Source organism: Bacillus sp. YBWC18 (assembly GCF_002998775.1).
Taxonomy (GTDB): domain Bacteria; phylum Bacillota; class Bacilli; order Bacillales; family Bacillaceae; genus Bacillus.
The window spans coordinates 201,504-224,528 of the sequence record NZ_PVRI01000002.1; the positions used below are offsets into that span (position 1 = coordinate 201,504).

Annotated in this window: 27 protein-coding genes and 1 pseudogene; 5 read left to right on the plus strand and 23 right to left on the minus strand. The window is 39.8% G+C overall.

All coding sequences use genetic code 11. The features are described 5' to 3' along the window. Positions 1 to 90: 90 nt before the first annotated feature. On the plus strand, positions 91 to 939 hold the full coding sequence (gene comER / locus C6348_RS07305; protein WP_106042452.1) for a late competence protein ComER: 849 nt from the start codon (positions 91 to 93) through the stop codon (positions 937 to 939). A gap of 48 nt (positions 940 to 987) precedes the next feature. Here the strand turns inward: comER and C6348_RS07310 are convergent, their stop codons facing one another. Genes C6348_RS07310 through C6348_RS07345 form a run of 8 tightly spaced genes read right to left on the minus strand, consistent with a single transcriptional unit; the run spans position 988 to position 6,005 of the window. After that, positions 988 to 1,731 carry a class I SAM-dependent DNA methyltransferase gene (locus C6348_RS07310; RefSeq protein ID WP_106042454.1) on the minus strand — a complete coding sequence of 248 codons (744 nt, stop codon included), beginning with the start codon at positions 1,729 to 1,731 and terminating at the stop codon, positions 988 to 990. Further along, positions 1,728 to 2,084, minus strand: coding sequence for a ribosome silencing factor (gene rsfS / locus C6348_RS07315; protein ID WP_003217467.1), 357 nt, complete (start codon positions 2,082 to 2,084; stop codon positions 1,728 to 1,730). Before rsfS ends, C6348_RS07310 begins: the two co-directional genes overlap by 4 nt. Before the next feature lie 12 nt (positions 2,085 to 2,096). Continuing rightward, positions 2,097 to 2,660 (minus strand): bis(5'-nucleosyl)-tetraphosphatase (symmetrical) YqeK, encoded by a 564-nt coding sequence (gene yqeK, locus C6348_RS07320; RefSeq protein ID WP_106042456.1) that lies wholly within the window; start codon positions 2,658 to 2,660, stop codon positions 2,097 to 2,099. Then, a complete protein-coding gene (locus tag C6348_RS07325; RefSeq protein ID WP_034661376.1) occupies positions 2,650 to 3,219 on the minus strand; it encodes a nicotinate-nucleotide adenylyltransferase in 570 nt (189 codons plus the stop codon). The genes yqeK and C6348_RS07325 overlap by 11 nt, the downstream gene beginning before the upstream one ends. Positions 3,220 to 3,232: 13 nt before the next feature. Continuing rightward, a complete protein-coding gene (gene yhbY / locus C6348_RS07330; protein WP_034661378.1) occupies positions 3,233 to 3,523 on the minus strand; it encodes a ribosome assembly RNA-binding protein YhbY in 291 nt (96 codons plus the stop codon). Continuing rightward, a complete protein-coding gene (gene aroE / locus C6348_RS07335) occupies positions 3,517 to 4,359 on the minus strand; it encodes a shikimate dehydrogenase (protein ID WP_034661380.1) in 843 nt (280 codons plus the stop codon). The genes yhbY and aroE overlap by 7 nt, the downstream gene beginning before the upstream one ends. A gap of 21 nt (positions 4,360 to 4,380) precedes the next feature. Next, complete coding sequence (yqeH, locus tag C6348_RS07340) at positions 4,381 to 5,481, minus strand: ribosome biogenesis GTPase YqeH (protein ID WP_106031286.1); 1,101 nt, start codon at positions 5,479 to 5,481, stop codon at positions 4,381 to 4,383. Between the two features lie 2 nt (positions 5,482 to 5,483). After that, positions 5,484 to 6,005 carry a YqeG family HAD IIIA-type phosphatase gene (locus C6348_RS07345; RefSeq protein WP_034662006.1) on the minus strand — a complete coding sequence of 174 codons (522 nt, stop codon included), beginning with the start codon at positions 6,003 to 6,005 and terminating at the stop codon, positions 5,484 to 5,486. Between the two features lie 362 nt (positions 6,006 to 6,367). Here C6348_RS07345 and C6348_RS07350 point away from each other — a divergent pair, with 362 nt between their 5' ends. Next, positions 6,368 to 6,508 carry a sporulation histidine kinase inhibitor Sda gene (locus C6348_RS07350; RefSeq protein ID WP_003217327.1) on the plus strand — a complete coding sequence of 47 codons (141 nt, stop codon included), beginning with the start codon at positions 6,368 to 6,370 and terminating at the stop codon, positions 6,506 to 6,508. A 135-nt stretch (positions 6,509 to 6,643) separates the two neighbouring features. Here the strand turns inward: C6348_RS07350 and C6348_RS18860 are convergent, their stop codons facing one another. From C6348_RS18860 to C6348_RS07365, 4 genes are all read right to left on the minus strand, one after another. After that, complete coding sequence (locus C6348_RS18860) at positions 6,644 to 6,793, minus strand: hypothetical protein (protein WP_003217499.1); 150 nt, start codon at positions 6,791 to 6,793, stop codon at positions 6,644 to 6,646. Positions 6,794 to 6,871: 78 nt separating this feature from the next. Beyond that, positions 6,872 to 7,600 (minus strand): SGNH/GDSL hydrolase family protein, encoded by a 729-nt coding sequence (locus C6348_RS07355; RefSeq protein ID WP_223249890.1) that lies wholly within the window; start codon positions 7,598 to 7,600, stop codon positions 6,872 to 6,874. An 84-nt stretch (positions 7,601 to 7,684) separates the two neighbouring features. Continuing rightward, on the minus strand, positions 7,685 to 8,425 hold the full coding sequence (locus C6348_RS07360; RefSeq protein ID WP_106036887.1) for a polysaccharide deacetylase family protein: 741 nt from the start codon (positions 8,423 to 8,425) through the stop codon (positions 7,685 to 7,687). 177 nt (positions 8,426 to 8,602) lie between these two features. Then, complete coding sequence (locus C6348_RS07365; protein ID WP_106042458.1) at positions 8,603 to 9,724, minus strand: response regulator aspartate phosphatase; 1,122 nt, start codon at positions 9,722 to 9,724, stop codon at positions 8,603 to 8,605. Between the two features lie 234 nt (positions 9,725 to 9,958). Here C6348_RS07365 and sigK point away from each other — a divergent pair, with 234 nt between their 5' ends. Beyond that, on the plus strand, positions 9,959 to 10,684 hold the full coding sequence (sigK, locus tag C6348_RS07370; RefSeq protein WP_034620857.1) for an RNA polymerase sporulation sigma factor SigK: 726 nt from the start codon (positions 9,959 to 9,961) through the stop codon (positions 10,682 to 10,684). A gap of 450 nt (positions 10,685 to 11,134) precedes the next feature. Here the strand turns inward: sigK and C6348_RS07375 are convergent, their stop codons facing one another. The 8 genes and pseudogenes from C6348_RS07375 to C6348_RS07410 form a co-directional block, all read right to left on the minus strand. Next, the gene (locus C6348_RS07375) at positions 11,135 to 12,148 is read right to left on the minus strand and encodes an NADP-dependent oxidoreductase (RefSeq protein ID WP_003217281.1); all 1,014 of its coding nucleotides are present in this window, start codon (positions 12,146 to 12,148) and stop codon (positions 11,135 to 11,137) included. A 375-nt stretch (positions 12,149 to 12,523) separates the two neighbouring features. Further along, on the minus strand, positions 12,524 to 13,276 hold the full coding sequence (locus tag C6348_RS07380; RefSeq protein WP_106031284.1) for an SDR family NAD(P)-dependent oxidoreductase: 753 nt from the start codon (positions 13,274 to 13,276) through the stop codon (positions 12,524 to 12,526). A gap of 186 nt (positions 13,277 to 13,462) precedes the next feature. Next, positions 13,463 to 14,248, minus strand: a complete 786-nt coding sequence (locus tag C6348_RS07385; RefSeq protein ID WP_106042460.1) for an SDR family NAD(P)-dependent oxidoreductase — start codon at positions 14,246 to 14,248, stop codon at positions 13,463 to 13,465. Between the two features lie 338 nt (positions 14,249 to 14,586). Beyond that, positions 14,587 to 15,645, minus strand: coding sequence for an alkene reductase (locus tag C6348_RS07390; protein ID WP_106042462.1), 1,059 nt, complete (start codon positions 15,643 to 15,645; stop codon positions 14,587 to 14,589). A gap of 14 nt (positions 15,646 to 15,659) precedes the next feature. Further along, complete coding sequence (locus C6348_RS07395) at positions 15,660 to 16,508, minus strand: alpha/beta fold hydrolase (protein WP_106042464.1); 849 nt, start codon at positions 16,506 to 16,508, stop codon at positions 15,660 to 15,662. A gap of 109 nt (positions 16,509 to 16,617) precedes the next feature. Continuing rightward, complete coding sequence (locus C6348_RS07400) at positions 16,618 to 17,193, minus strand: TetR/AcrR family transcriptional regulator (RefSeq protein ID WP_003217451.1); 576 nt, start codon at positions 17,191 to 17,193, stop codon at positions 16,618 to 16,620. Positions 17,194 to 17,337: 144 nt separating this feature from the next. Then, a pseudogene (locus C6348_RS19025) lies at positions 17,338 to 17,462 on the minus strand (TetR/AcrR family transcriptional regulator); the annotation flags it as partial. Between the two features lie 203 nt (positions 17,463 to 17,665). After that, entirely contained in the window at positions 17,666 to 18,502 is an 837-nt protein-coding gene (locus C6348_RS07410) for a helix-turn-helix transcriptional regulator (protein WP_106031281.1), read from the minus strand. A 104-nt stretch (positions 18,503 to 18,606) separates the two neighbouring features. Here C6348_RS07410 and fabF point away from each other — a divergent pair, with 104 nt between their 5' ends. After that, positions 18,607 to 19,839, plus strand: a complete 1,233-nt coding sequence (gene fabF / locus C6348_RS07415) for a beta-ketoacyl-ACP synthase II (RefSeq protein WP_003217365.1) — start codon at positions 18,607 to 18,609, stop codon at positions 19,837 to 19,839. A gap of 702 nt (positions 19,840 to 20,541) precedes the next feature. Here the strand turns inward: fabF and C6348_RS07420 are convergent. Beyond that, positions 20,542 to 20,967 (minus strand): NUDIX hydrolase, encoded by a 426-nt coding sequence (locus C6348_RS07420; protein ID WP_106036891.1) that lies wholly within the window; start codon positions 20,965 to 20,967, stop codon positions 20,542 to 20,544. A 150-nt stretch (positions 20,968 to 21,117) separates the two neighbouring features. On the opposite strand from C6348_RS07420, the gene C6348_RS19170 reads away from it, so the two are divergent. Further along, positions 21,118 to 21,249, plus strand: coding sequence for a hypothetical protein (locus tag C6348_RS19170; protein WP_003217310.1), 132 nt, complete (start codon positions 21,118 to 21,120; stop codon positions 21,247 to 21,249). 46 nt (positions 21,250 to 21,295) lie between these two features. On the opposite strand, the gene C6348_RS07425 is transcribed toward C6348_RS19170, so the two are convergent. Continuing rightward, positions 21,296 to 21,487, minus strand: a complete 192-nt coding sequence (locus tag C6348_RS07425; RefSeq protein ID WP_003217441.1) for a hypothetical protein — start codon at positions 21,485 to 21,487, stop codon at positions 21,296 to 21,298. A gap of 101 nt (positions 21,488 to 21,588) precedes the next feature. Further along, entirely contained in the window at positions 21,589 to 23,001 is a 1,413-nt protein-coding gene (locus tag C6348_RS07430; RefSeq protein WP_106042466.1) for a polysaccharide deacetylase family protein, read from the minus strand. Between the last annotated feature and the right edge of the window lie 24 nt (positions 23,002 to 23,025).

A 23,025-nucleotide genomic window follows, 5' to 3' on the forward strand; every position in this document is an offset into this window, starting at 1 on the left:
GTGCTCACGCTTCTTTCAATCATATTTTTCTATTGCTCAACATACTGTTTAGAAGATAACAGATCCTATGCGTCTAAGGAGGGAGAACGTTTGAATATAGGGATAATCGGTACAGGAAACATGGGTACCATACTTACTGAGGCATTTATTGAATCAAAGGCAGTCAATCCCTCATCCATCACCATCACAAACCGGACCATTGAAAAAGCGTTCAATATAAAAAAGAACCACCCAGAGCTTGAAGTTACGAAACAGCTTACAGGAGCTGTCACGAATAAAGATTTTATCTTTGTTTGTGTCAAACCGCTTGATATTTATCCACTTTTAAAAGAGCTGAGCCCTCTTTTAACAGAGCACCAAACCATTGTCATCATCACAAGCCCGGTACATCCTGAACAGCTTCAGGATATCGTTCCTTGTCAAACAGCCCGGCTGATTCCAAGCATTACGAACCGCGCTTTATCAGGGGCGTCACTTTTAACATTTGGATCGTCATGCAATGTCGCGACGAAAACAGCGTTAAGACAGTTAGCTTCCTGCATTTCAACACCCATTGAGATTCATCATTCGATTACAAGAGCGGCGTCAGATATCGTCAGCTGCGGTCCTGCCTTTATCAGCTTTCTCGTTCAGAAAATGATTGAAGCAGCTGTCGAAGAAACAGATATTTCTAAAGAAGAAGCCACCACCTTATCAGAAGATATGCTTGTAGGACTTGGCCGTTTGATTGAAAAAAGAGTCTATACCCTTCCGACACTGCAAGACAAAGTGTGTGTTAAAGGCGGCGTCACTGGTGAAGGGATTAAAGCACTTGAAGCAGGTGTTCAAGATATGTTTCACCGCCTCTTTCAAAACACCCATGAAAAATTCGATGAAGACCTTGAAGCGGTTGCGCATCAATACCCGCCAAGTGTGTTTACTGATGATCGCAGAAATTAATCATCTCTGCAACAAGCGAAAAAAGGGTTTTAAAAAACCATCGTTCCATTAAACGATGGTTTTTGGTTTCTTAGCTGAAATGAAATATCTTTCGGCGAATTCCCCAGGGACTTCATTTGTAAAATCAGCGGTCACTTCGATCTGTTCAAAGCCAGCGGACTCAAGGAACGCCGCATATGTCTCAAATGGAAATGTACGCTGTTCATGTGTCTCATCATAACGCTGATACACGTCTCCGTCCTTTACAAAAAAGCTTAAATCGTGAATGACCGAATACACGTCATCCCCTTTATCACTCTGCCAAATATAGCTGATCTCTTCATCTTGATCGGCATAAGTCGAACCTGGGAATACCTCTTCCATTTTATAAGGTGTATGAACATCAAAGAGTAAAACCCCATCTGCCTCTAAAAGCTGAAACATGTTTTTAAAGGTTTTTTTGACGTCATTTTCGTTTTTTAAGTAATTCAAGGAATCACAGCAAATAACCGCTGCTTGAAAGACTTGCTCAAAACCCGTAAGCTCTCTCATATCTTGGTGTAAAAATTGAATTGACTGCTTTTTCGCCTGTGCTTTTTGCTGCGCGAAGGCCAGCATTTCTTCACTGAGGTCAATTCCTGTGACTGTGTGGCCCTTTTCAGCTAACCGAAGAGAAATTTCTCCAGTCCCACAGCCAACATCAATAATGGCAGCATTCGGTTTGATATTCTGCTGGATCCACTGAACCCATTCATCATAAGGTGCATGTGTCATGAGCTCGTCATACACACCTGCAAACCCTTGATAAATCATGAGTTAATGCCAAGTGAAAGCGTTTCTCTCGGCGCATCTCCCCATAGCTTCTCTAGGTTGTAGTATCCTCTTTCTTCTTTGTGGAACACATGAGCAATGACATCACCAAGATCAATCAATACCCATCTTGCTTCATCAAAGCCTTCCATCTTCTTCACTTCGATTCCACTTTCCTCTGCAAGATGTTTTACTTCTCTTGCAATGGCCTGCACTTGTTTATCAGAGTTCCCGTGACAAATGAGAAAATAATCGGCAACAAGTGAGATTCCTTGCATATTAAGGGCAATAATATCCTCAGCCCGTTTATCATCGCATGCTCCTGCCGCGACGTTTAAAATTGATGATGAATCCATCCAAATTCCTCCTTAATTGTTCTTATGCACAAGCGAGTTGTAAGTAGCCAATGTATCTGGAAAGACTGGCTGATTCTTTTTCAATAAGAAGCTGATGGTGTTTTTTAGTGACTGAACCAGCGCGCTATCCAAATCATGCTCTGCTAACTCTCTTACTTCTTCAACACCAGGGAAATGACGTCCTGGTTCGATATAATCAGAGACATAAATGACCTTTTCAAGTAATGTCATGTTTGGCCTGCCTGATGTATGAAATTCAATGGCAGTTAAAATGTCTTGATCGTCAATGCCTGCTTCCTTTTTAACCAGATAAGCACCAACCGGGGCATGCCAAAGCTCAGGCGAATATTCAAGCAATAGAGGGTTCATCTGTTCCTTCTGGATAATTCCCTTCATTTCTTCCTTTGGTCTAAATTTCGCATAATCATGAAAAATAGCGGCGATCTCTGCTTTTTTCACATCTGCACCGAACCGTTCCGCTAATGAAATGGCTGCACTCATGACCCCGAGTGTATGTGTATATCTATGCTCTGTTAACTGCTCTTTGACACAGTTCAATGCTTCTTCACGATTCATATAAATGATGCTCCTTTATATAACGCTCAACAGCTTTCGGTATCAAATAATCGACAGGTTTTTCCTGCTTTATTCGCTGCCTAATCAATGTCGATGATACATCAAAAGCTGGAACATCTGCAAATAAAAGAGGATATGCCGTACTTCCGGCATAACCCGGTCTTTTCATCCCAATAAAGGTGATCATCTGAAGCAAATCATCAATCCGATGCCATTTTGGCAAATACTCGACCATGTCCGCTCCAATCATAAAAAAGAACTCATCTTCAGGATGACGCTTCTTTAAAAGCTCCACCGTATCCACTGTATAAGATGGACCCTCTCGCTCCATTTCAATGAGCTCCAGCCGAAAATATGGATTTGACTGGATCGCCGCTTCCACCATTTTCACCCGGTGACGACTATCTGCTCGTTTCCGGTCTGTTTTATGAGGGGGCTTGTGATTTGGGATAAACCACATTTCATCAAGCCCCACTTGAAAACGCACTTCATTCGCCATCAGCAAATGACCATTATGAGGAGGATCAAACGTACCGCCGAACAACCCTATTTTTTTCATATCACATCCACCTTTACGGCAGCTTAATTTGTTTATTTTCCTTCGATTCTTTATAAAGGACAATCACATTTCCGATCGTTTGAACAAGTTCAGCTTTTGCACCTTTTACAAGTGCTTTCGCAACTTCCGTTTTGTCCTCATCGCAGTTTTGTAATACGCTGACCTTTAACAGTTCTCTTACTTCAAGCGCCTCGGAAATTTGCTTGATCATATTGTCATTTACCCCGCCTTTTCCTACTTGAAAAATAGGTGATAAATGATGTGCTTTTGCACGTAAAAAACGTTTTTGTTTCCCTTTTAACATGGTGTTCCTCCTAATTTCTCTATTACAATTGACTTCATTTTTCTGGCGTCAGGCGTGATGCCTGTCCACAGTTCAAAGGCTCTTGCTGCTTGTCCAACAAACATGCCGACACCATCTACTGTTTTCAAACCTAACCCGGCTGCTTCTTTGAGCAGCTTTGTTTCTATTGGATTATACACAATATCACAAACGACCGCTGTTTTTTTTGCGTTTGCTAAAGAAATCGGGGTTTCTTCAACATTCGGGTACATACCGATTGAGGTCGTATGGATGATGACATCATATTCCCCAAGTCGTTCTTCTGCTGTCTTTAAAGTAATGGCACTAGATGTGATGTTCCCATCTGCACTTTCAATTAAAGCCTCAGCTTTTTCAATGGTGCGGTTGGTGATATCAAAGCTTTTCGGTGCATAGTCAGCGATTGTCGTATAAATCGCTCTTGCTGCTCCGCCAGCACCAATCATTAGAAATGACAGCTCTGTTAAAGGCTGATCCAAGGCTTCAAGCAATGAATGAAGAAAGCCCTCTCCATCTGTGTTGTACCCGACGAGCTGACCTCCTTCAAGCCGCACCGTATTGACTGCACGCAGGCGTTCAGCTGTCACATCAATTTTATCAAGGTACTGCATAATGTCTACCTTGTGCGGAACAGTGACGTTAAAGCCGCTTATTCCTAAGGCTTTCATACCGCGAATGGCATCTTTAAGGTCTTCGTCTTCTACTTGAAAGCCATGATAATGTCCATCAATCCCAGCATCCTTCAATGCTGCATTATGAATATCCGGAGACATTGAATGACCAACAGGGTTACCGATTAATCCGTATAAAGGTTTCAAGGTCTCTCCCCCTTTGAACATTTAAATTAACGAACGTCTCATAAACACATGAACGCCTTTTGGCGCATAGACTTTGATTTGCTTCCCTGCATCATTTGCCGTTACCCATCCTAAGCCTGAAAAGACGATGTCCATTTTCGGCTGATCAATCGTAAAGGTATGCGGAACGAGCGGAGGGAAATCTTCCATCCCCTCTTTTGATGGCGGTGATAGCAGTTCCCCGGCATGTTTTTCATATAAATCATCTGCGTTCTCTAACTTTGTTCTGTGTATGTTCAGCTCATTTGGCATATAGCAGACAAATGACGTTCTGCCGCCTTTTACATAATCAAATCGAGCAAGGCCGCCAAAATAAAGCGTTTGTGCTTCATTTAATTGGAACGTTCTCGGTTTCAATTCTTTTTTCGGCGCTAAGATCTTCAAGTCATTTTTGCTGACATAGTGCGCCATCTGATGACGGTTGATAATGCCCGGCGTATCAAATAGAGCAGATCCGTCATCAAGCGGGATCTCAATGGCATCAAGTGTTGTACCTGGATATTGGGATGTGGTGATCACGTTCTCTTCGCCAGATACTTCTTTGATGATTCGGTTGATAAATGTTGATTTTCCAACATTCGTACAGCCGACGACATAGACATTTCTTCCTTCGCGGTAATGATCGATCGCTTCCATCACCTCAGGTACGCCCTGACCTCTGCTTGCACTGATTAAGAAAACATCGATCGGGTTCAATCCGTTTTCTTTCGCTTCCCGTTTCATCCAATGAATCAGACGATCTTTTTTCACGGATTTCGGTAAAATATCTACTTTGTTGCCGACGAGTAAAATCGGATTACCACCGACAATACGACTCAGCCCATTGATCCAGCTTCCGTTAAAGTCAAAAATATCAACGACCTTTACAATCAGAGAATCTGTCTCTCCAATGCTGTGCAATATATTTAAAAAGTCGTCTTCTGTTAAAGAAACATCTTGTATTTCATTGTAGTTCTTTAACCTAAAACAGCGCTGACAGATCACATCTTCTTTCAATAGAGATGCTGCCGGCGCATATCCTAATTGATCTTTATCTTCCGTCTGAATGGCTACACCGCAGCCAATACAAACAACCTTTTCCATTATTACTCTTCCTCCCACTGAATGTGGCCCTTACGCTTTAAGGCTCCTAAAATTCTGCGTTCAATCTGCCTGTTAAACTTGGTGAAAAATCCGTCCGAGGCAGCGACAGGGACGACCAAAATCGTATGGAAGCCATGACGATTCCCGCCTAGTACATCGGTCATGAGCTGATCCCCAATGACCACCACATCTTCTTTTTTCAATTGCATATCAGAGACTGCCTTATTAAAGGCTCTTCCCATAGGCTTTTTCGCTTTATAAATAAACGGGATATGAACTGGTTCAGAAAAAAGCTTGACCCTTTTTTCATTATTGTTCGATACAATCGTCACTTGTATCCCGTGATCCTTCATTTCTTGAAACCATTCAATTAAGCGGGGCGTCGCACTTGGACGGTCCCATTCTACTAGTGTGTTATCTAAATCGGTAATAATTCCTTTTACATTTCGTTCTTTTAGTTTTTGCGGTGAAATATGGAAAATGCTTTTCACAAATTCATCCGGTAAGAAATACTTCTTTAGCACAATTTGCACCCTTTCTTCCATTGGTTTTTCAGCGATTGTGTCGAATCAAATCACAATTTGTCTGTCTATCGAATACAATGAAAAAGTTTTCGACATATGATGAGGACCTTCAACAGGTGTGGATAATTTTACACACATTATCCACCTATATTTCATCACGCTTTCATTCAATTATAAACACTCTACCCACAAGTTATCCACTTCACCATGTGGATAACAGAACGATTGTTCTTGTTTCCCATTCATGGTAGATTAAAGGTACTTCAGAGACATTCGATCAACCTATGATGATATGTCTTTTCCTTAAGTTTTATGCCAACTTTTTCAGGGGAGGTGTTTTTCCCATCATATGGGTTTCTAGTATGAAAAAGCTGTCAGATGATTTACTTATAGAATCGTATTATAAAGCAAATGAAATGAACTTAAATCGCGACTTCATTGAATTAATTGAGACAGAAATGAAAAGACGTTCGCTCGGGCATATGCTCTCTGTTTCCTCTTAATTCCATTTCGCAGGAACCATGCCTCCCGAGCACTCTCCTTTTTTAAACTCAGGTGACTGATATTATATCACTTGCGCTATAGGCTTACTACTATTTTCCGTAAAAAACACCCCTTCTCATCAAAGAAGAGGTGTCTTATTTGCAAGGCTGTTCATTCCAAAACCATAACCCTCCGCCTACGACCAAAATGACCACAAGGAACACAACAAGAAAAGCGTAACCGATTCCTGCTCCTTGAGCTGGATAAGGTGAACACGCAGGGTAAGGATAAGGGCATCCCCACATATCAGTTACCTCCTTCTAGGAAGATATACTGTTAGACTATGCTGGATGGATGGTCTTGTTTAGGCAGATGGCCATCATTTAAAAATGTTTGATAACATCACGCTCTTTGATTTCGTTATAAATAATTCTTGCCCCTTTTGGCGTCATATGATTGCCAGAAGGGTCGATCAAACCTGATTGAATCAGCGCATTGTCACTATCTTCACCAGCTTCTCGGATGAACGCTTTCCAATTATCGACAAGCGGTACTTGCTGATCCTTGGCTATTTCTCTCGTAATGTCATTATAGGAATTTTGCCAAGCTCTTGCCCCGCCTCTCTCCGCAAAATAAGATGACTTATACCTAGAGTAGTAATACAAGCCCTTTTTTCCGCCTTCTACAACAGGTACACAGGTCATGAGAATCGGGGTAATGCCTTCTTTTCTACTTTCAGAAATGAAGTAGGATACATTTTCTTTAAATCGTTTTTTCGTCACGCGGGGATGTTTCCCATCTAAAATCGCCGCATCATTCGTACCGAACATGATGAGGACGTAAGTTGGTTTCTGCTTTAAAATATCCTGCTCAAAGCGAAGCTTCGCGTCTTCAGTTGTCTGCCCGCCAATGCCTGCATTCTTCACTTGAATTTGGCCGCGCTCGACGTTTTTCATGAGATTCACCCATTTTTCAGATGTTGGATAATCTCGAAAGTCCCAGTTTGATCCCCTTGTATTGCTGTCGCCAAATGCAATGACACTTTCTTGTTCTGGCTTTGAGCACCCAGCAGCGACACAAAGCAGGATAAAAAGGACAACACATTTCTTCACAACATTCACCTCCAAAAGCCCTCTTCATATAGTAAACGACAAGACTTTTGGTTTCAATGAATGACTGTTTTTGACGAATGCTTCCTATTGCAGGTGAACAGGTACATACGCTTTGTCATGATGCAGCAGTTCGCTCACTTTGACAAATTCATAGCCTCGATCCTTTAATTCAGGAATCACTTGTTTCAGTGCTTCTACCGTCTGCTTCCGATTGCCCCCGCCATCATGCAAAAGAATGATATCGCCGCCTTGAATATGATCAATAATCCGGCTCGCAATTTTGCGTGAGCCTGGTCTTGACCAGTCCTTCGGATCTTGCGTAAAGGACCACATAACCACATCATATCCTTGCTTTGACAAAATGCGGAATGATGTCATCGTCAAGCGGCCGCCAGGGGGGCGAAATAATAAGGGTCCGCCAGGCTGAAGTGAAGCGATATGAGCCGCTGATTCTTTTAATTCCTGCTTGATCTCTTTTGAGGATAACAGGTCAAAATACGTATGATTCATCGTGTGATTGCCAAGCTCATTTCCTTCGTCCACAATCCGTTCTGCGATCTTTGGATATGCGTGAATCCGGCTTCCTACGACAAAAAAGCTGGCATTTACTTGATGCTGCTTCAGCACATCCAATATTTGATTCGTGTAAACTGGATGAGGTCCATCATCAAAGGTGATCGCAATCTTTTTCCGTTCCGCTCTCATGTCCCAAAAGGCATGTCCCGTTTTTTCAAGATCGACTCGTTTTAATGTATATGCCTCTACTTCATTAGGAACAAAAGCACATAGCAGCAATATACACATCAAGACATGCAACCCTCTCATTTGACCGCCTCCACAGAACATTCTTACAGATTAAATTGCCCGCTTTTTGATGAATCATTCAGCATTCATAGTCACGGTCCGCATCTCTGACTTCTTTTTTGACATAAAAAAAAGCCGGCCCATCAGGCCCGCTTTTTGTTTCACGTTTGGTTTCTCTCTTCAACTGTCGAACGTTGCTTAGAATTCATACAGACACTCTCCTTCTTGGATTTGATTTTGAGCCCATAATAATTTCTGATAATACTGGTTGGACTTCTGGTATTGTTGAGAGGCTTCTAAGGCTGTCGCAATTTCTAGTGAGATATCCTCTATATAAGAGTATAGGCTAAGTTTTTCCAAATAATCAATGGTTTTTTGCAGTTGTTCTTCATTCATTCCTTGAACATATAAAGCATCCAGATACTCAAACATATGACAAAATAGCTGGTCTTCATGCTTCTTTGCAGCTAATTTTCCATCTTCTAATATGCGGCGTGCTTCCACTTGTTCATTTTGTCTAAAAAGCAGTTTTGCCAGCGTATAGAGCGTATGGGGAAGCGTGGGAAGCTGCTCTTTACAGGCAATATCAGCCGATTCCGTTAAATAGCGTTCTGCTTCCTCTCTATAGCCCAGCTCCCCATAACATTTTCCTAAATTATAAAGCGCTGAACTGTATATCCGCGGGTGATCAATCTGTGATGCGAGCTGTTTTGCTTTTTTTAAATGAGGCAGTGCCCGGTCTTTTCGTTTTAGATCTTGATAGTTTCCTGAGATAACAAAAAGGCACTGAATGATGCGAATAGAGTAGGCATCATGCTGATCGTATATTTCCAGCGCCTTTAAAATATGATGCATCGAGACATGCGTTTGCTTCATTATATAGTAGGCTTCTGCTACTTTAAAATGAAACTCAGCCTGCTCAATATCATCAAATACCATGGACAGCTGTTTTTCTGCCACTCGATAATATTTGACGGCTTCTAAATATTCTTTTTGACTAAACTCATGCATGCCACGAAAAAATGCATGGTAATAATGCAGCATATCAGATAACTCATGATTGGAATTTTCGATTTTATCGACAAGATTAGATACTGAGAAAGGTTGATATTTTGAAGGGTGTATATAGTCAAGCATGATTTGGTGCCGAAAACACATGAGCTGATAATAAATCAGTAAATGCTGGTCCTCTTCCATTTGTTCAATTTCCGCTTCTACTTCTGCTTTCAGGATTTCCGCATCTGGAACACTGAACTGCCGTATCATTCGATACCATTCATTAATTTTCATACCTACATGTGAAGAAAGAACCTTCCCCATGTTCCGAAAAAACCCCTTCCTTTTCGGTCTAATATTACATATTTTAGCACGCTTCTTGACCGCCAAGCACCGCAAAGAAACCGCAAACATATGAGAAGGGCAGCAAAAACAGACGAACAGAAGCCCGTTTTTTTCGAAAAAGATGATTTTTTCATCGTACAGACACAGACAATCCCCCCTTCACATACATTTGAGGATATAGGCAGTGGCCTAAACATGGTGGAGGTGAAAATCGTGGCAGGAGTATTTACAGCGATGGGATTGATGGTCAAAGAATTGGTGTTCTTAGTGTCCTATGTCAAAAACAATGCCTTTCCACAGCCCCTTTCAGGAGATGATGAAAAAAAATACTTAGCCCTTATGGCACAGGGCGATGAACACGCGAGAAATATGCTGATTGAACATAACCTTCGGCTCGTCGCCCATATTGTCAAGAAATTTGAAAATACCGGGGAAGACGCTGAAGACCTCATCTCCATCGGGACGATCGGACTCATTAAAGCCATCGAAAGCTATTCCTCTGGAAAAGGAACAAAGCTGGCAACGTATGCGGCAAGGTGTATTGAAAACGAAATTCTGATGCATTTACGCGCACTCAAAAAAACTAAAAAGGATGTCTCCTTACATGACCCCATCGGTCAGGATAAAGAAGGCAACGAAATTTCTTTAATTGATGTCTTAAAATCAGAAAGTGAAGATGTGATCGATACCATTCAGCTCAACATGGAGCTTGAAAAAGTAAAGGAGTATATCGACATTCTCGACGGCCGAGAAAAAGAAGTCATCGTCGGCCGGTTCGGTCTTGATTTAAAGAAAGAAAAAACGCAGCGGGAAATAGCAAAGGAGCTCGGGATTTCGCGGAGCTATGTATCCCGTATTGAGAAGCGGGCGCTGATGAAGATGTTTCATGAGTTTTACCGGGCGGAGAAGGAGAAACGGAAGCGGGAGAAGGGGAAATAATATCAAAGAAGCCGGTCTAAATTCCGGCTTCTTTTCATTCCACTAAGCACTCAACATAATAAAACCATATCATTGGTTATGGAGCTTATTTCCATTACACTCCTTATATTCATTTGCCATCGTTTCTATACGTTTATGTGAATTATGGTTAAAAATGATAAGTCAAAACAAGGATTGTTCTTTACTTTTTCATCTTATTGATTAAGAATTTTAATCTCTAGTCTATATATAGTGTTTTTTATAAACAGACAGTAATTACCATGTCGTGGCATGTCTGTTAAAGTAACCACCTGTCTTAAATCCAACTTTTTTATAGGGAAAATTGGATGGCTAGTTCTCCATGTTTTATAATTACTGATACAGAACTCCGGCTTGCTGAAGTTTTTCTATCCTTTCAAAATCCTTTACATAAATGATCTCAACTTTTTGACTGCTTTCTTCATATTCCCCTTAAAAATTAATAATCACTTTCCCTTTTGGTCGTCCATTTGCGACTAGTTCTAGCGCTTCATTTACGTTGTCTATAGTAAATAGTATTGGATGAATTGCTGGAACAATGTTGTTTTCTTCAATGATTTTGGTAATCTCTTTAAGTTGTGCGCCGTCAGAACGAACGAAAATAAAATGATATTCCACGTTTTGTTTCTTAGCTTTGCGGTCATAATTTGCGCCAGCAAGGGAAAATAATATTCGTTTCCACAATGGGGAATTTAGGTATTTCCCGAAACGTTTATTTGGTCCTGTACGGAGAGAGAGCAATCTTCCGCCCGGTTTGATGATACTCAATTCACTGTCAAATTCTTTAGGTCCCAGTGTATCAATCACGTAATCCACATTCGACAACAAGTCAACATAGTTTTCTATTGCATAATCCAAATATTGGTCTGCACCCATTTCCAAAGTGCGTTCGCGCGCTTCTGAGTTGCCACTAACAATGACATTTAGGCCCATTTCCTTTGCTATTGGTACAGCCATTTGACCAAAGCTGCCTGATCCACCTGGAATGAAGACAGATTTACCTGACTGTGCCTCAAGTTCTTCATGTAGACCTTGATACGCTGTGAGTCCAGCCAGTGGTACAGCAGCGGCTTCCACGTAAGACAAATTTTTTGGCATGGGTGCAATTGCGGCAGCATCAATTGCGGCATATTCCGCAAAAGCACCAATTTTTTTAAGGGGAAGACGTGTATAGATGGCATCTCCTACGTGAAATTCTGTCACATTTTTTCCGATTTTTTCGATAACTCCTGTCAATTCATTACCAAGCGTTAATGGGAATTCATAATCTTGAATCAGTTTCACGCTGCCTGTAATAATTAACATTTCGAGTGGATTGACTGCCGCAGCTTTGACCTTTACCAAGACTTCGTTTTCATCGATTTCTGGAATTGGAATGTCATTGACTTTGGCATGGATATTTTTTGAATACTTGGTGATCTGAGCTGCTTTCATGAGTGTTTTCATTTTTTCATTAGCATCCTTCCTTGAGATTATTACAGCTGGTGTTCCCACACTCAATCAGTAGAACAGATGTTAGAGTTCATCAGCCCATAGCGTTCGAATGCAGTACACGTCAGCCAGTGTAGCGCAATTCATGCGTCAAGCATTTTTCAGTTGTATGCCTTTTTTAAGCATTACTGTCCATTTTGCAGGTTCAATTTAAAAACTACTTTTCATTCCCTTTTTTTTGTTACAAAAATAGAGAGTCACTTCCCAGTCCCAAACTGTTTGTGGAACCTTGATATTTGCCATAAGTTATACTTATCTCTTGCGCTCTGCTACGTGTCATTTGTGCCATCGCTAAACGATTATGTTACCATATATATATAAAAATTAGATTTAAAGGCTTTCTAGTATTGGAAAGATCGGCTTTCTCAACTTAAATTCATAGTTTTCATCTACAACCCCAACCACTTCATCTTTGTCATAAACCTCCATCATAAAACCTGCCATTTGCTTAGCTGTGTGGTACATAGGGAGATTTGCTTTGTAATCAAACTCTTTTATATCATTTGCATGTTTTGCGAATTCTGTTTCCGTCATTGCTGGTGCTAAAACTTTTGCCTTCATTTTCGCACCTTTCAGTTCAAGTTCTTTTGCAAGCCCTTCGGTGAAGGCACTAACATAATATTTAGAAGCAGAGTAAGCAACACTGCCAACAGCAATTACATATCCAAGTGCTGAGGATACGTTAATTAATTGAGTTCCCTCTACATCAGCATATTCTCTTACAAATAGTGTAGAAAGGATTGTCAAGGATTCTATGTTCACGCGTAACATGGTTTCTACTTTATCTAAATTCTGATCTATGACAGAAGAGGTTTCACCAAGACCAGCATTATTAATCCAAGTCTCAATTTGATACTCCTTTAAACTGTTATACAGTGTATATGCCTGATCTTTGACAGATAGGTCACTTGTCCGAATAATAACATCTAAACTAGGATTTAGATTCTGAATGGTTGATTTAAGTTCTTCTAATTTATCTAATCTTCTAGCTGCAATAATTAAGTTTTTGCCACGAGCAGCAAATGCTAATGCTGTCTCATATCCGATACCTGAGCTTGCTCCTGTAATAACTGTGTACTTCATATTATTCTCTCCTTAAAAATATTTCTCCTTGTTCTTGACCATGTTTCAGTAGATCAAATAAGAAGGTTTCCGTCTTTATAAAAATCTCTGTAACTTTTTTAGTGAACGATTTATTCCAATACGAGATCTTGGCTAGATGGCAGATCATAATCAACTGCCACTCCCCCCTGGTCACCCTCAATTAGGTCAATGCCCTGTTCTTTGCTGTGTGGATCTGACCATACGGGTCACCATTTTGCGCGGCATCAGTCGTGGAAGGAATGCCATGAACCGGTTTCGAGCCCCTGGCATTATGAACGTCTTGCCGCGTAAGAAGCCTCGGTACCCTTCCTCAGCCACCTGCCCGGCCTCCATGATAGCACCACTCTGGAACAACTTCGATTCCCCAATACCCGAACGTTCAACAAAGCCGGTTGACGTCAGTCCCGGACATAGTGCCGTCACAGTCACCCCTGTACCGCTCAGTTCGTTCTCCAAAGCCTCAGTGAACGACAGCACGTACGCCTTCGTTGCGTAGTAAACCGACATCATAGGTCCTGGGAAGAAAGCCACCAACGAAGCCACATTCATCACGCCTCCTTGGCCCCGTTTGACCATATCCGGTAAGAACAGTTTCGTCATAACAGTCAGAGCCTTGATATTGACGTCAATCATATTCGTCTCTTGTTCTAACTGCGTCTCCAAGAACGTCCCGTACAAACCGAAGCCGGCATTATTGACAAGATAGTCGACGACGATCCCCTTCTCCTTGAGCTCCGCAAAAATCTCTTTCGGCACACCGGGTGAAGCCACATCCTTTGCGATGACCGTCGCTTGACTGCCATATCTTTTCCTATATTCCTTCGCGAGCTCCAAAAGCTTACCCTCGCTACGCGCCACCAGCATCAAATTATATCCTCCCTTGGCGAAACGATCCGCCAACTCTTTGCCAATTCCACCCGATACCCCGGTGATAAGAACAGTTTTTTTCATTTTACAGCACACCTCCATTTTTAGTTTAATTAAACCTTTAAAACGTTTTACAGCGTTTCTTACTGCGAGTTGTTACTATGGATGTAGGTTATCGATAATTGTAATTTTTGTATAAGAGGATTTATACTTGCCGCATATATCTCAACTGAGACCTCGCCATTATTTATTTTGGGCTTAGGGAAGTCTAAAAAAATTTGGTTTTTCACCGTAGTTTTCAATCGCTAAAACTTTCATGACAATCCTTCACATTTTTAATTAACGCACATGTATCTATTTATAAAGAATCTAAGAAAAAAAGATATGAATATCCCTAGATGGGATATTCATAATTAATTAAATTATTTTAAGAAAGGATAATCTGTATAGCCTTCTTTTCCTCCTGCATAGAGCGTGTTTTTATCAGGTTCGTTTAGAGGAGCACCTGAATGAATCCGTTCTACAAAGTCTGGATTAGCTAGTACCCAAGTGCCTACTGTGACAACATCTGCAAGATTATTATCTACATCAGACGAAAGTTGATCTAGAGGACGACCTGGACGGTTAACAAGAAGTGCTTGGTCCCAAAGTTGACGAACATCTTTTAGGAATTGCTCGTTTCCAAAGTGCATTAAATGCAGATAAGCAAGGTTAAGCTTATTTAATTCACTTATTAAATAGCGATACATCTCAAGGCTATTCTCCCCCTCATCAATGCCTTGCAGTGTTCCTTGAGGAGAAAAACGGATGCCTGTTCTTTCTGCTCCTATTTCATCAACAACTGCTTTAGCTACTTCAATAGCGAATCGAGAACGCCCCTCAATCGTACGACCGTATGCATCTTGACGATGATTGGAGTTTTCACTAAGGAATTGTTGGATCAGATAACCATTCGCTCCGTGAATTTCAACTCCGTCTGCACCAGCTTCAATTGCTGAACGTGCTGCTAAACGAAACTCATTGATAACATCTTTTATCTCAAGCTCACTCAGTTCTCTTGGTGTTGGAATTTCTTTCATTCCTTCTGCCGTGAAAATTTCTATACCAGGTGCAATAGCTGACGGTGCAACTGCTTGGCGGTGGTGAGGTGTGTTATCAGGGTGTGATACACGTCCTACATGCATAAGCTGAATAAAAATATGACCGCCTTCACTATGAACTTTAGAAGTGACTTTTTCCCATCCTCTAATATGATTTTCTGTATAAATACCAGGTGTATTAGTATAACCTTGCCCATCATCCGAAGGTTGGGTTCCTTCACTTATAATTAAACCGACTGAAGCACGCTGACCATAGTACTCTGCTACTAATTCGCTCGGCGTACCATCTGGTAAAGCTCTATTTCTAGTCATCGGAGCCATGCCTATGCGGTTTTTTAAGTCAATGTTTCCGATACGAACTTTTTCAAATAATCTGCTCATATGAATACTCCTTTTTAATAAGAATTAGAATCAAGAAATAAATTTACGTGTTCTGCAAATAGTTCTGGAAATTGAAACAGATGCCCGTGACCAGAATCAGGATATATAATCAACTGTGCTTTGGGTAATTTCTCTGTTAAGATATAACTGTTTTTAGTCGGTACCATCACATCATTAACACCATTAGTGACAAGTACAGGGTGTTTGATGTTTTGTAACCATTCATAATCATGATTAGATTTTTGTTTAGCCCATTTTGCAATAGCTTGTAATTGTGCCTCTTTTACTTGTTCCGAACTATTTACTTTTTTCTGATTAAAAATTCTTTGTAGTGAAGCTATTCCTGCTGATTTACTTGTTTCGGTTTGTTCGTAGAAAAAGAACATAAAATCATTTATTCCATCTTCTTCCGTTCCGCCGTGACGATTCATTCTTTCAAGAATCTCTGGATTTGGATTAATACCAGATTCAGGTGAAGTACCTGCCATAATCATTTTTCTTACTAAATCTCCTTCTTGTAAAGCTAACTCTTGCGCAACCATGCCACCAATGGAAAAACCAAGAATGTCAACTTGTTCTAATCCAAGAGCTCTTATAAATGTTGCTGTATCTTTTGCCATATCAGTAATTGTAGTAGGTGTTAGTCCATCGGTCTCTCCAACCCCTTTATTGTCAAATAAGATTACTGGGCGTTTATTTGCAATAGGTTCAAGCATGTCTGGATCCCAGTTTTCCATCGTTCCTCTAAAGTGAACAAGAAATACTACTGGTATACCATCTTTTGTACCAAATCTCCTATATGCGTAACGAGTTCCTTCTGCTTCAATAAATTCTGATTCTGTTGGTATTTTAAAATTTCTCATTTTTGTGTTCCTCCTTAGAAATTAAAAAACGGATTATAACTATGCATTATGATGGTTTGTTTCACGCTTATTTTAGAATGAACATTCTAAAAAGGGTAAAAAAAGAAAGCTAGTCCAACACTGAAAGTGCTAGAGAAATGATGCCTTCTAATTCTTTTTTACTGTAATCAGTTTTTATTAGTACTCTTATACCTACCAAATTGTTGTGTAAGAAACGAGATATGTTATCAGAATCGATTTCTTTTGATAGCTCTCCATTAGTTTGACCCTGTTTTATAAGGGAATTAAACATATCTTCAGTACGATTAAACATTTTTGTAACGATGCGCCCAATTTCTTTGTCCAACAAAGATAATTCAATGGCTGCATTTACTGATAGACATCCTTTTGGGTATTGTTTAATGGAATTCAGTACGAAAATAAAAACATCACGTATCGTCTGTTTAATGGATGAAGTGCTGCTGATTATGCTTTCCATCTCATTAACGATGAGCTCTTCATAATGATGAAGGGAAGCTAAAAACAATGAACGCTTGTCGCCAAATGTGTCATATATACTCCTACGGTGTATCCCCATATGATCCACCAAATCTTGCATGGATGTTTTTTCATAGCCCTGTTCCCAAAATAACTCCATTGCTTTTCTTAATACTTCTTTTTCGTCAAACTCTTTACTTCTAGCCATTTTAATTCTCCTTAAAAAAATCCATGAACCAATACTAACAAAAACAAAAGTCATCATCCATTATAGAATGAACATTCTAAAATAAACACATGAATTACAAACCATGATTACATAATACCCTTTTTAGAACGATAAGTAAAGAATTATACTTCTGCGATGAACACCCATATGTCACCAAGTCTTGCATGAATGTTTTTTCATAACCCTGTTCCCAGAAAAACCCCATTGTTTTCTTAATGCTCTTTTTTATCAAATTTATTTCTAGACATAATCCCACCTTAGAACGTATTACCTCTTAATTCTGAGAAAGGACTAAGAATCATTGATGCATTCATCCCTCCCTCATTCTAAAATAATAAAGAATGATCACTCTCGTTTGAGTAGCAAAACAGTTAGATCTAACGTGTTTCAAGCATAGCAAATTCAAGAACGATCGGCAAAGAATTTAGAATTCATCATATGTTTTATATGGTTAGCTTTCAATTAAACGTTTTAACTTAAGCTCAGTTTCAGTATTCTCAACTGGAGTATAGACGCTGCATCTTAAATCAGTATCTCCATGCACTTGTAACGAAGTAAGATTAAACAACATTTTACCTACCTTAGCATGACGAAACTCAATTAATACTTCAGGAGCAGAGCTTATCTCATTTTCATTCCAAATTTTATGAAACTCAGGATATACCTGTTCCATTTCTTGTATAAATTGCTCATACCAGTCATCAGCCACATACTGTCCATAATACGTTCTAAATATTGCGATATATCCTCTAACAAAATGCTCCCAATTCACTGCTAAACTTTTAAATTCCTTTCTTGCGAATAGTAAGCGTATGATATTCCTTTCTGCTGGGGTGATTTGTTCAAAATCCAAAAATACATTAGCTGCTGCTTGATTCCACCCAACAATCTGACTTCTTCTATCTGATATAATTGTTGGACAATAACGAAGTTCCTGCAAAATTTTCACTAAAGCCGGACTGATTTCCTTCTCCTTCTCATTTATAAAGGGTTGTTTCACTCCTTCCTCTAACGCTAGAGCATACAAATATCTCCTTTCATCGTTATTTAATTGTAATGCTCGAGAAATAGCATCTAATACCGAAGTAGACACTTTTATATCTCTACCTTGTTCTAACCATGTATACCATGTAAGACTTACACCGGCTAGTTGAGCCACTTCCTCTCTTCTTAGTCCTGGTGTTCTTCTGCGGGTTCCTACAGGTAAACCAACCATTTGAGGAGTAATTTTCGAACGTTGATTCTTTAGAAATTCTGATAAAGCTTGAAGTCTTGTTTCAGGTTTCATTAAAATCTCCTTTTTAAATAGTGCTAATTATACTAGGATAAACAACAACTTGTAATAGGATAACACAAAAGTTAAAGTTAATAAAAAATAGGGAGGGAATTATTATGAAAAGAGTTGTCATTACTGGAATGGGAATTATTTCGCCTCTAGGAAATGATGTAAATAGCTTTTGGAATCAACTAGTTAAAGGTCAATCGGGAATATCTCTAATTGATTCTTTTGATACTATTGATTATAAAACAAAGATAGCTGGAATGGTTCGTGATTTCGATGTAGATGGAATATTTGGGAGGAAAGAAGCCAAACGATTAGATCGATTTAGTCAGTTTGCTTTAGCAGCAGCCGAACAAGCATTAGAAAAATCACAATTACAGTTAGATAAGGTTGATCTTGAACGTTTAGGGGTATACGTTGGTTCAGGGATCGGAGGTATACAATCACTTGTTGATAATGTGAATGTATTAAATAAACGAGGTCCCGCAAGAGTAAGCCCTAGCCTTGTACCAATGATGATTTCAAATGCAGCTGCGGCTCAAATAAGTATTAGATTAGGGGCACAAGGCCCGTCATTATCACCAGTAACGGCCTGTTCAATCGGGAACACCTCTATTGGTGAAGCTTTCAATGCTATCCGAAATGATGAGGCAGATATTATATTTGCCGGTGGAGCAGAAGCTGCAATCACACAGTTATCTTTGGCTAGTTTTGGAAACGCCCATGCACTATCTACAAAAAACCAAGATCCAAGTCGAGCCAGCCGTCCGTTCGATACAGATAGAGATGGCTTTGTTATGAGTGAAGGCGCAGGTATTTTAGTATTAGAATCATTAGAAAACGCTATTCTTAGAGATGCGCCGATATTATGTGAAGTAGTGGGATACGGAGCTAGTTCAGATGCTCATCATATGGTAGCATCACACCCAGAAGGTAAGGGTGCCTACTTAGCAATGAAAAAAGCATTGAGAAGTGCAAATATATCAACAGGTGAAATTGATGTTATTAGTGCTCATGCAACAAGTACACAAATAGGTGATCGTTCAGAAATTCTAGCTATTAAGAAATTGTTTGGTGAACATTCCCGCAAAATTCCAACAACTGCAAACAAATCAATGACTGGTCACATGCTTGGTGCTGCTGGTGGAGTAGAAGCAATTGCTTTAGTGGAAAGTTTGAGACAAGGAATTATTCCTCCAACTATTAATGTAGAGAATTTAGATCCAGATTGCGACTTAGATGTTGTCTCAAAAACGCGAAATCTTCCAATGAAATATGGACTATCAAATTCTTTTGGCTTTGGCGGACATAATTCAGCAATCGTGTTAAAGAATTATGATTGAAGATCCACCTTTATAATTCAGAGGTGAAATAAATGCATCTACCAAGGGTTGATCACCCTTGGTTTCAATTTTAGACTTGAAATCTATCCGGCTCTGAGAGCGTACAAATAAAAAGCTCTATGAAGAGAGGACAATTTTGAGTGATACAGAAAGTATATTAAACGACTAATACTACTAACGATTTGAAATCTAATGAATGAATGGTGAATATATTGAACCACCACTTAGACGGTTTAAAGAAAATGATGACTGATGAAATACCTGACTCTCCAGTTAGGCAAATCCCTGGTTTTAAAGTATGAAGCTGTAGAAGGTAGAATAGTTATTGAGTTGAAAGCTTCTAAAAGAACTTCATAATCCGATGGGTACGTTACACGGTGGAATATTGTGTGACATCGCTAATGCCGCTATGGGTCGGTCTGCTTTTGCCAACACTCAAAAGGAACAATGGCAGAAGCAAAGTCATATGTGTATTTAGAGCTTTTCTTGCGGCAGGGGGGAAATCCTACCATTCAATCAGCGGTTGTATACAGCCTCCTTCAATCTCAATAGAAAATTCGCCATTCCTTTGTTTCCAATAATCTTCGCGCTTTTGAAAGATAATATCTTTCATTATACTTCTCCCGGATTTTCCACTGGAGCTCCTGTGGGGCCATAATACAAAAACATAAAGTCTCTCCTTCGGACCTATTCACCAACAACTTAATCAATTGTTCTATTTCCTTCAAATTTATAAAATGCATGTGTCTGTTGTTTTAATTTTAGCATGCTGAATAGCTTTGGGTTTAGCTTTTGAGCAGCTTCAGTGCTTACCCATTTTACTTCTTCAATATCATGATCCGGATCTAGAATGTTCATCTGCCCGCCGATGATTTCCGCAAAGAAGGTCACGATGAGTGCATGATGCATTTTATCGTGAAAGAATACTTCTCGAACCGAATGAAGTTCATTTACTTTGCAAACATACCCTGTCTCTTCTTTCACCTCACGGACCACGGCCTGCTGCAGGTGTTCACCTTTTTCCACAGTACCGCCTGGAAGTTCCCAATATCCCTTTACATTTTTGACCATTAACATATTTTCTTCCTCATCATAAATAATAGCTGATACTACGTCTACTCGTTTCAAAGAAATCTCCCCAATCATTCTCTGTTTACATCAATTGTCGAATAAATAGCACGAACTGTTCATTTCAATACATTCATTATAATGTATCCTTGATATAAGATAATGGATAAGGGGCAAAACAGCATTCGTGGGCAGATTGGAGGCCACAGCATGTGGATCATCATCATTTTACTTATTGTCCTCATTGGATTTACAGGGAATATCGTTTCTTTATTAAGACAAATGAAAGAGTCAAACGAGAAAATCATACAACTGTTAGAACATCAAAAACCGAAAAAATAAAAACCTCACCCTTTTAGAGAGAGGTTTTTAGAGTAAGCAATTATTCTTATCGTTTCTCATGAAGCAACATATATCTGATTCGACGAATATAATGCAGCGCAATATGAACGAGACATAAAATGAGCCCGATCATCGCAAGAATATAGATGGGCAGCATCAAACCAGGTACATAGTTGACGATAAAACCCAAACAAAACGCTGTCAGCATATATAGGCTGATCAACCTCATCAATACCATCCGAAGCCCTCCCTTTCTACATTCACTTTAACATATTTTCCCTTTATTTTCATGATTGGCTTTTAAAAAAAGATGCGAATCCACTAAGATTCGCATGATCATTACGTATTCAATTCACCTTTCTTCGCGCGCGCTTCCTTCCACTGCTCAAGCTCTGAAACTGTTAATAATTGATATCCTTGTTTGGTCAATTCCTTGATAATCGTGACAGCTGCGTTTGCCGAGGTGTCATAGATGTCGTGCATTAAGACAGTTTCTCCGCTAGACGCATGTGTGAGAATGTAGTTGGCGACGTATTGGCTGTTGCGATATTTCCAGTCTTCAGGATCTACGTCCCAAAGCGTGACTTTCATGTTGACAGCTTCGTTGATCTGCCCATTTGTTCCACCATATGGCGGTCTAAAGTGAGTCGGTGTGAATCCGCCTGCTTTTTCAATAATTTGCTGCGTATCTTCTACTTGTTTGATAGCTTGTTTTAACGGCAGTCTTGTGAGTAAAGGATGGCTATAGGAATGATTTCCGATTTCATTCCCACCCTTTCTGATCTCACCCAGCATATCGGGGTAATATTGAACCCTGCTGCCTAATACAAAAAATGTCGCATGTCCTTTGTTTTCTTTTAAGGCTTTTAAGATTTTTGAGGTCGTGGATGGATTTGGTCCATCGTCAAATGTCAGGGCAATGGCTTTTTGATTTGGGTTGAATGTTGCCTGTTTTGGCAGTTTTACGAGCTTTCTTTTTGGGATCGGTTCTTTTTTCTCATTTTTGTTCTTTTCTTTATGAATATATTCAGGCTTTAACATTCCTTTAAGTAGTGTTTTTTTAATCGCCAGCACTTGAGGTCCTTGTTTGTCTGATGCGATTTGCCCTGCTGGAAAGTAGAATTCTATAAAACGATCCTTGATGGCAAAATACTGATAATGCTCTGCCGCAGGAGACGTTCCTTGTTTGAGCAAATGCTCATTTTCAGCAAGAGTGCGATCTTTTTTTAATTCCTCAAATGTCATTTGAGACAGTTTTTGCAGACTTTCTTTCTTTGATAAAAATAGATCATTTATAGATAAAAAATGCTGTTTCTTGAAATCAAAATTGAATATCTTCGTTTCATGTGCGCCTTTTACTCCGCCTTTCAATTCATATGTATTGAATTTGATCGCAGCAGTTTGTTTGGCATAATGAGTAATCTCGTAATCTATGTTTAATTCGTATCGATGATCTTCATCGACATCGCTTGCTTCACTAAATGATGTTTTGAATTTGTCGAGCGCTGTTTCTGCAAATCTTTTCATCTCTTGATCTAGCTTTTTTTGATGAAACACTGGATAGTTCACAGCATATCTCAAGTATCTCCCGTCATTCACGAGAGTGACAATTTCAACTTCTTTATAGCTCGAATCTGGTTCTACCTTCTTCTTCTCTGTCCCGCTTGCCTGCTGATTATGATAAAACGCAGCGATTCCGATGATGATTGCAAGTCCGCATAGGACGAGACTAATTTTCCATTTCATTGACACAATGATTCCCCTCTCGTGATGGCG

Excerpts from the sequence above, each read along its gene's own strand:
- C6348_RS07385 (WP_106042460.1), bottom strand. The coding sequence starts at position 14,248 with ATGAAAAAAACTGTTCTTATCACCGGGGTATCGGGTGGAATTGGCAAA.
- C6348_RS07390 (WP_106042462.1), bottom strand. The coding sequence starts at position 15,645 with ATGAGCAGATTATTTGAAAAAGTTCGTATCGGAAACATTGACTTAAAA.
- C6348_RS07400 (WP_003217451.1), bottom strand. The coding sequence starts at position 17,193 with ATGGCTAGAAGTAAAGAGTTTGACGAAAAAGAAGTATTAAGAAAAGCA.
- C6348_RS07375 (WP_003217281.1), bottom strand. The coding sequence starts at position 12,148 with ATGAAAACACTCATGAAAGCAGCTCAGATCACCAAGTATTCAAAAAAT.
- C6348_RS07425 (WP_003217441.1), bottom strand. The coding sequence starts at position 21,487 with ATGGTATTGATGAGGTTGATCAGCCTATATATGCTGACAGCGTTTTGT.
- fabF (WP_003217365.1), top strand. The coding sequence starts at position 18,607 with ATGAAAAGAGTTGTCATTACTGGAATGGGAATTATTTCGCCTCTAGGA.
- C6348_RS07310 (WP_106042454.1), bottom strand. The coding sequence starts at position 1,731 with ATGATTTATCAAGGGTTTGCAGGTGTGTATGACGAGCTCATGACACAT.
- C6348_RS18860 (WP_003217499.1), bottom strand. The coding sequence starts at position 6,793 with ATGTGGGGATGCCCTTATCCTTACCCTGCGTGTTCACCTTATCCAGCT.
- C6348_RS07365 (WP_106042458.1), bottom strand. The coding sequence starts at position 9,724 with ATGGGGAAGGTTCTTTCTTCACATGTAGGTATGAAAATTAATGAATGG.
- C6348_RS07380 (WP_106031284.1), bottom strand. The coding sequence starts at position 13,276 with ATGAAGTACACAGTTATTACAGGAGCAAGCTCAGGTATCGGATATGAG.
- rsfS (WP_003217467.1), bottom strand. The coding sequence starts at position 2,084 with ATGGATTCATCATCAATTTTAAACGTCGCGGCAGGAGCATGCGATGAT.
- C6348_RS07410 (WP_106031281.1), bottom strand. The coding sequence starts at position 18,502 with ATGAAACCTGAAACAAGACTTCAAGCTTTATCAGAATTTCTAAAGAAT.
- C6348_RS07350 (WP_003217327.1), top strand. The coding sequence starts at position 6,368 with ATGAAAAAGCTGTCAGATGATTTACTTATAGAATCGTATTATAAAGCA.
- C6348_RS07395 (WP_106042464.1), bottom strand. The coding sequence starts at position 16,508 with ATGAGAAATTTTAAAATACCAACAGAATCAGAATTTATTGAAGCAGAA.
- yhbY (WP_034661378.1), bottom strand. The coding sequence starts at position 3,523 with ATGTTAAAAGGGAAACAAAAACGTTTTTTACGTGCAAAAGCACATCAT.
- C6348_RS07325 (WP_034661376.1), bottom strand. The coding sequence starts at position 3,219 with ATGAAAAAAATAGGGTTGTTCGGCGGTACGTTTGATCCTCCTCATAAT.
- C6348_RS19170 (WP_003217310.1), top strand. The coding sequence starts at position 21,118 with ATGTGGATCATCATCATTTTACTTATTGTCCTCATTGGATTTACAGGG.
- yqeH (WP_106031286.1), bottom strand. The coding sequence starts at position 5,481 with ATGGAAAAGGTTGTTTGTATTGGCTGCGGTGTAGCCATTCAGACGGAA.
- yqeK (WP_106042456.1), bottom strand. The coding sequence starts at position 2,660 with ATGAATCGTGAAGAAGCATTGAACTGTGTCAAAGAGCAGTTAACAGAG.
- C6348_RS07360 (WP_106036887.1), bottom strand. The coding sequence starts at position 8,425 with ATGAGAGGGTTGCATGTCTTGATGTGTATATTGCTGCTATGTGCTTTT.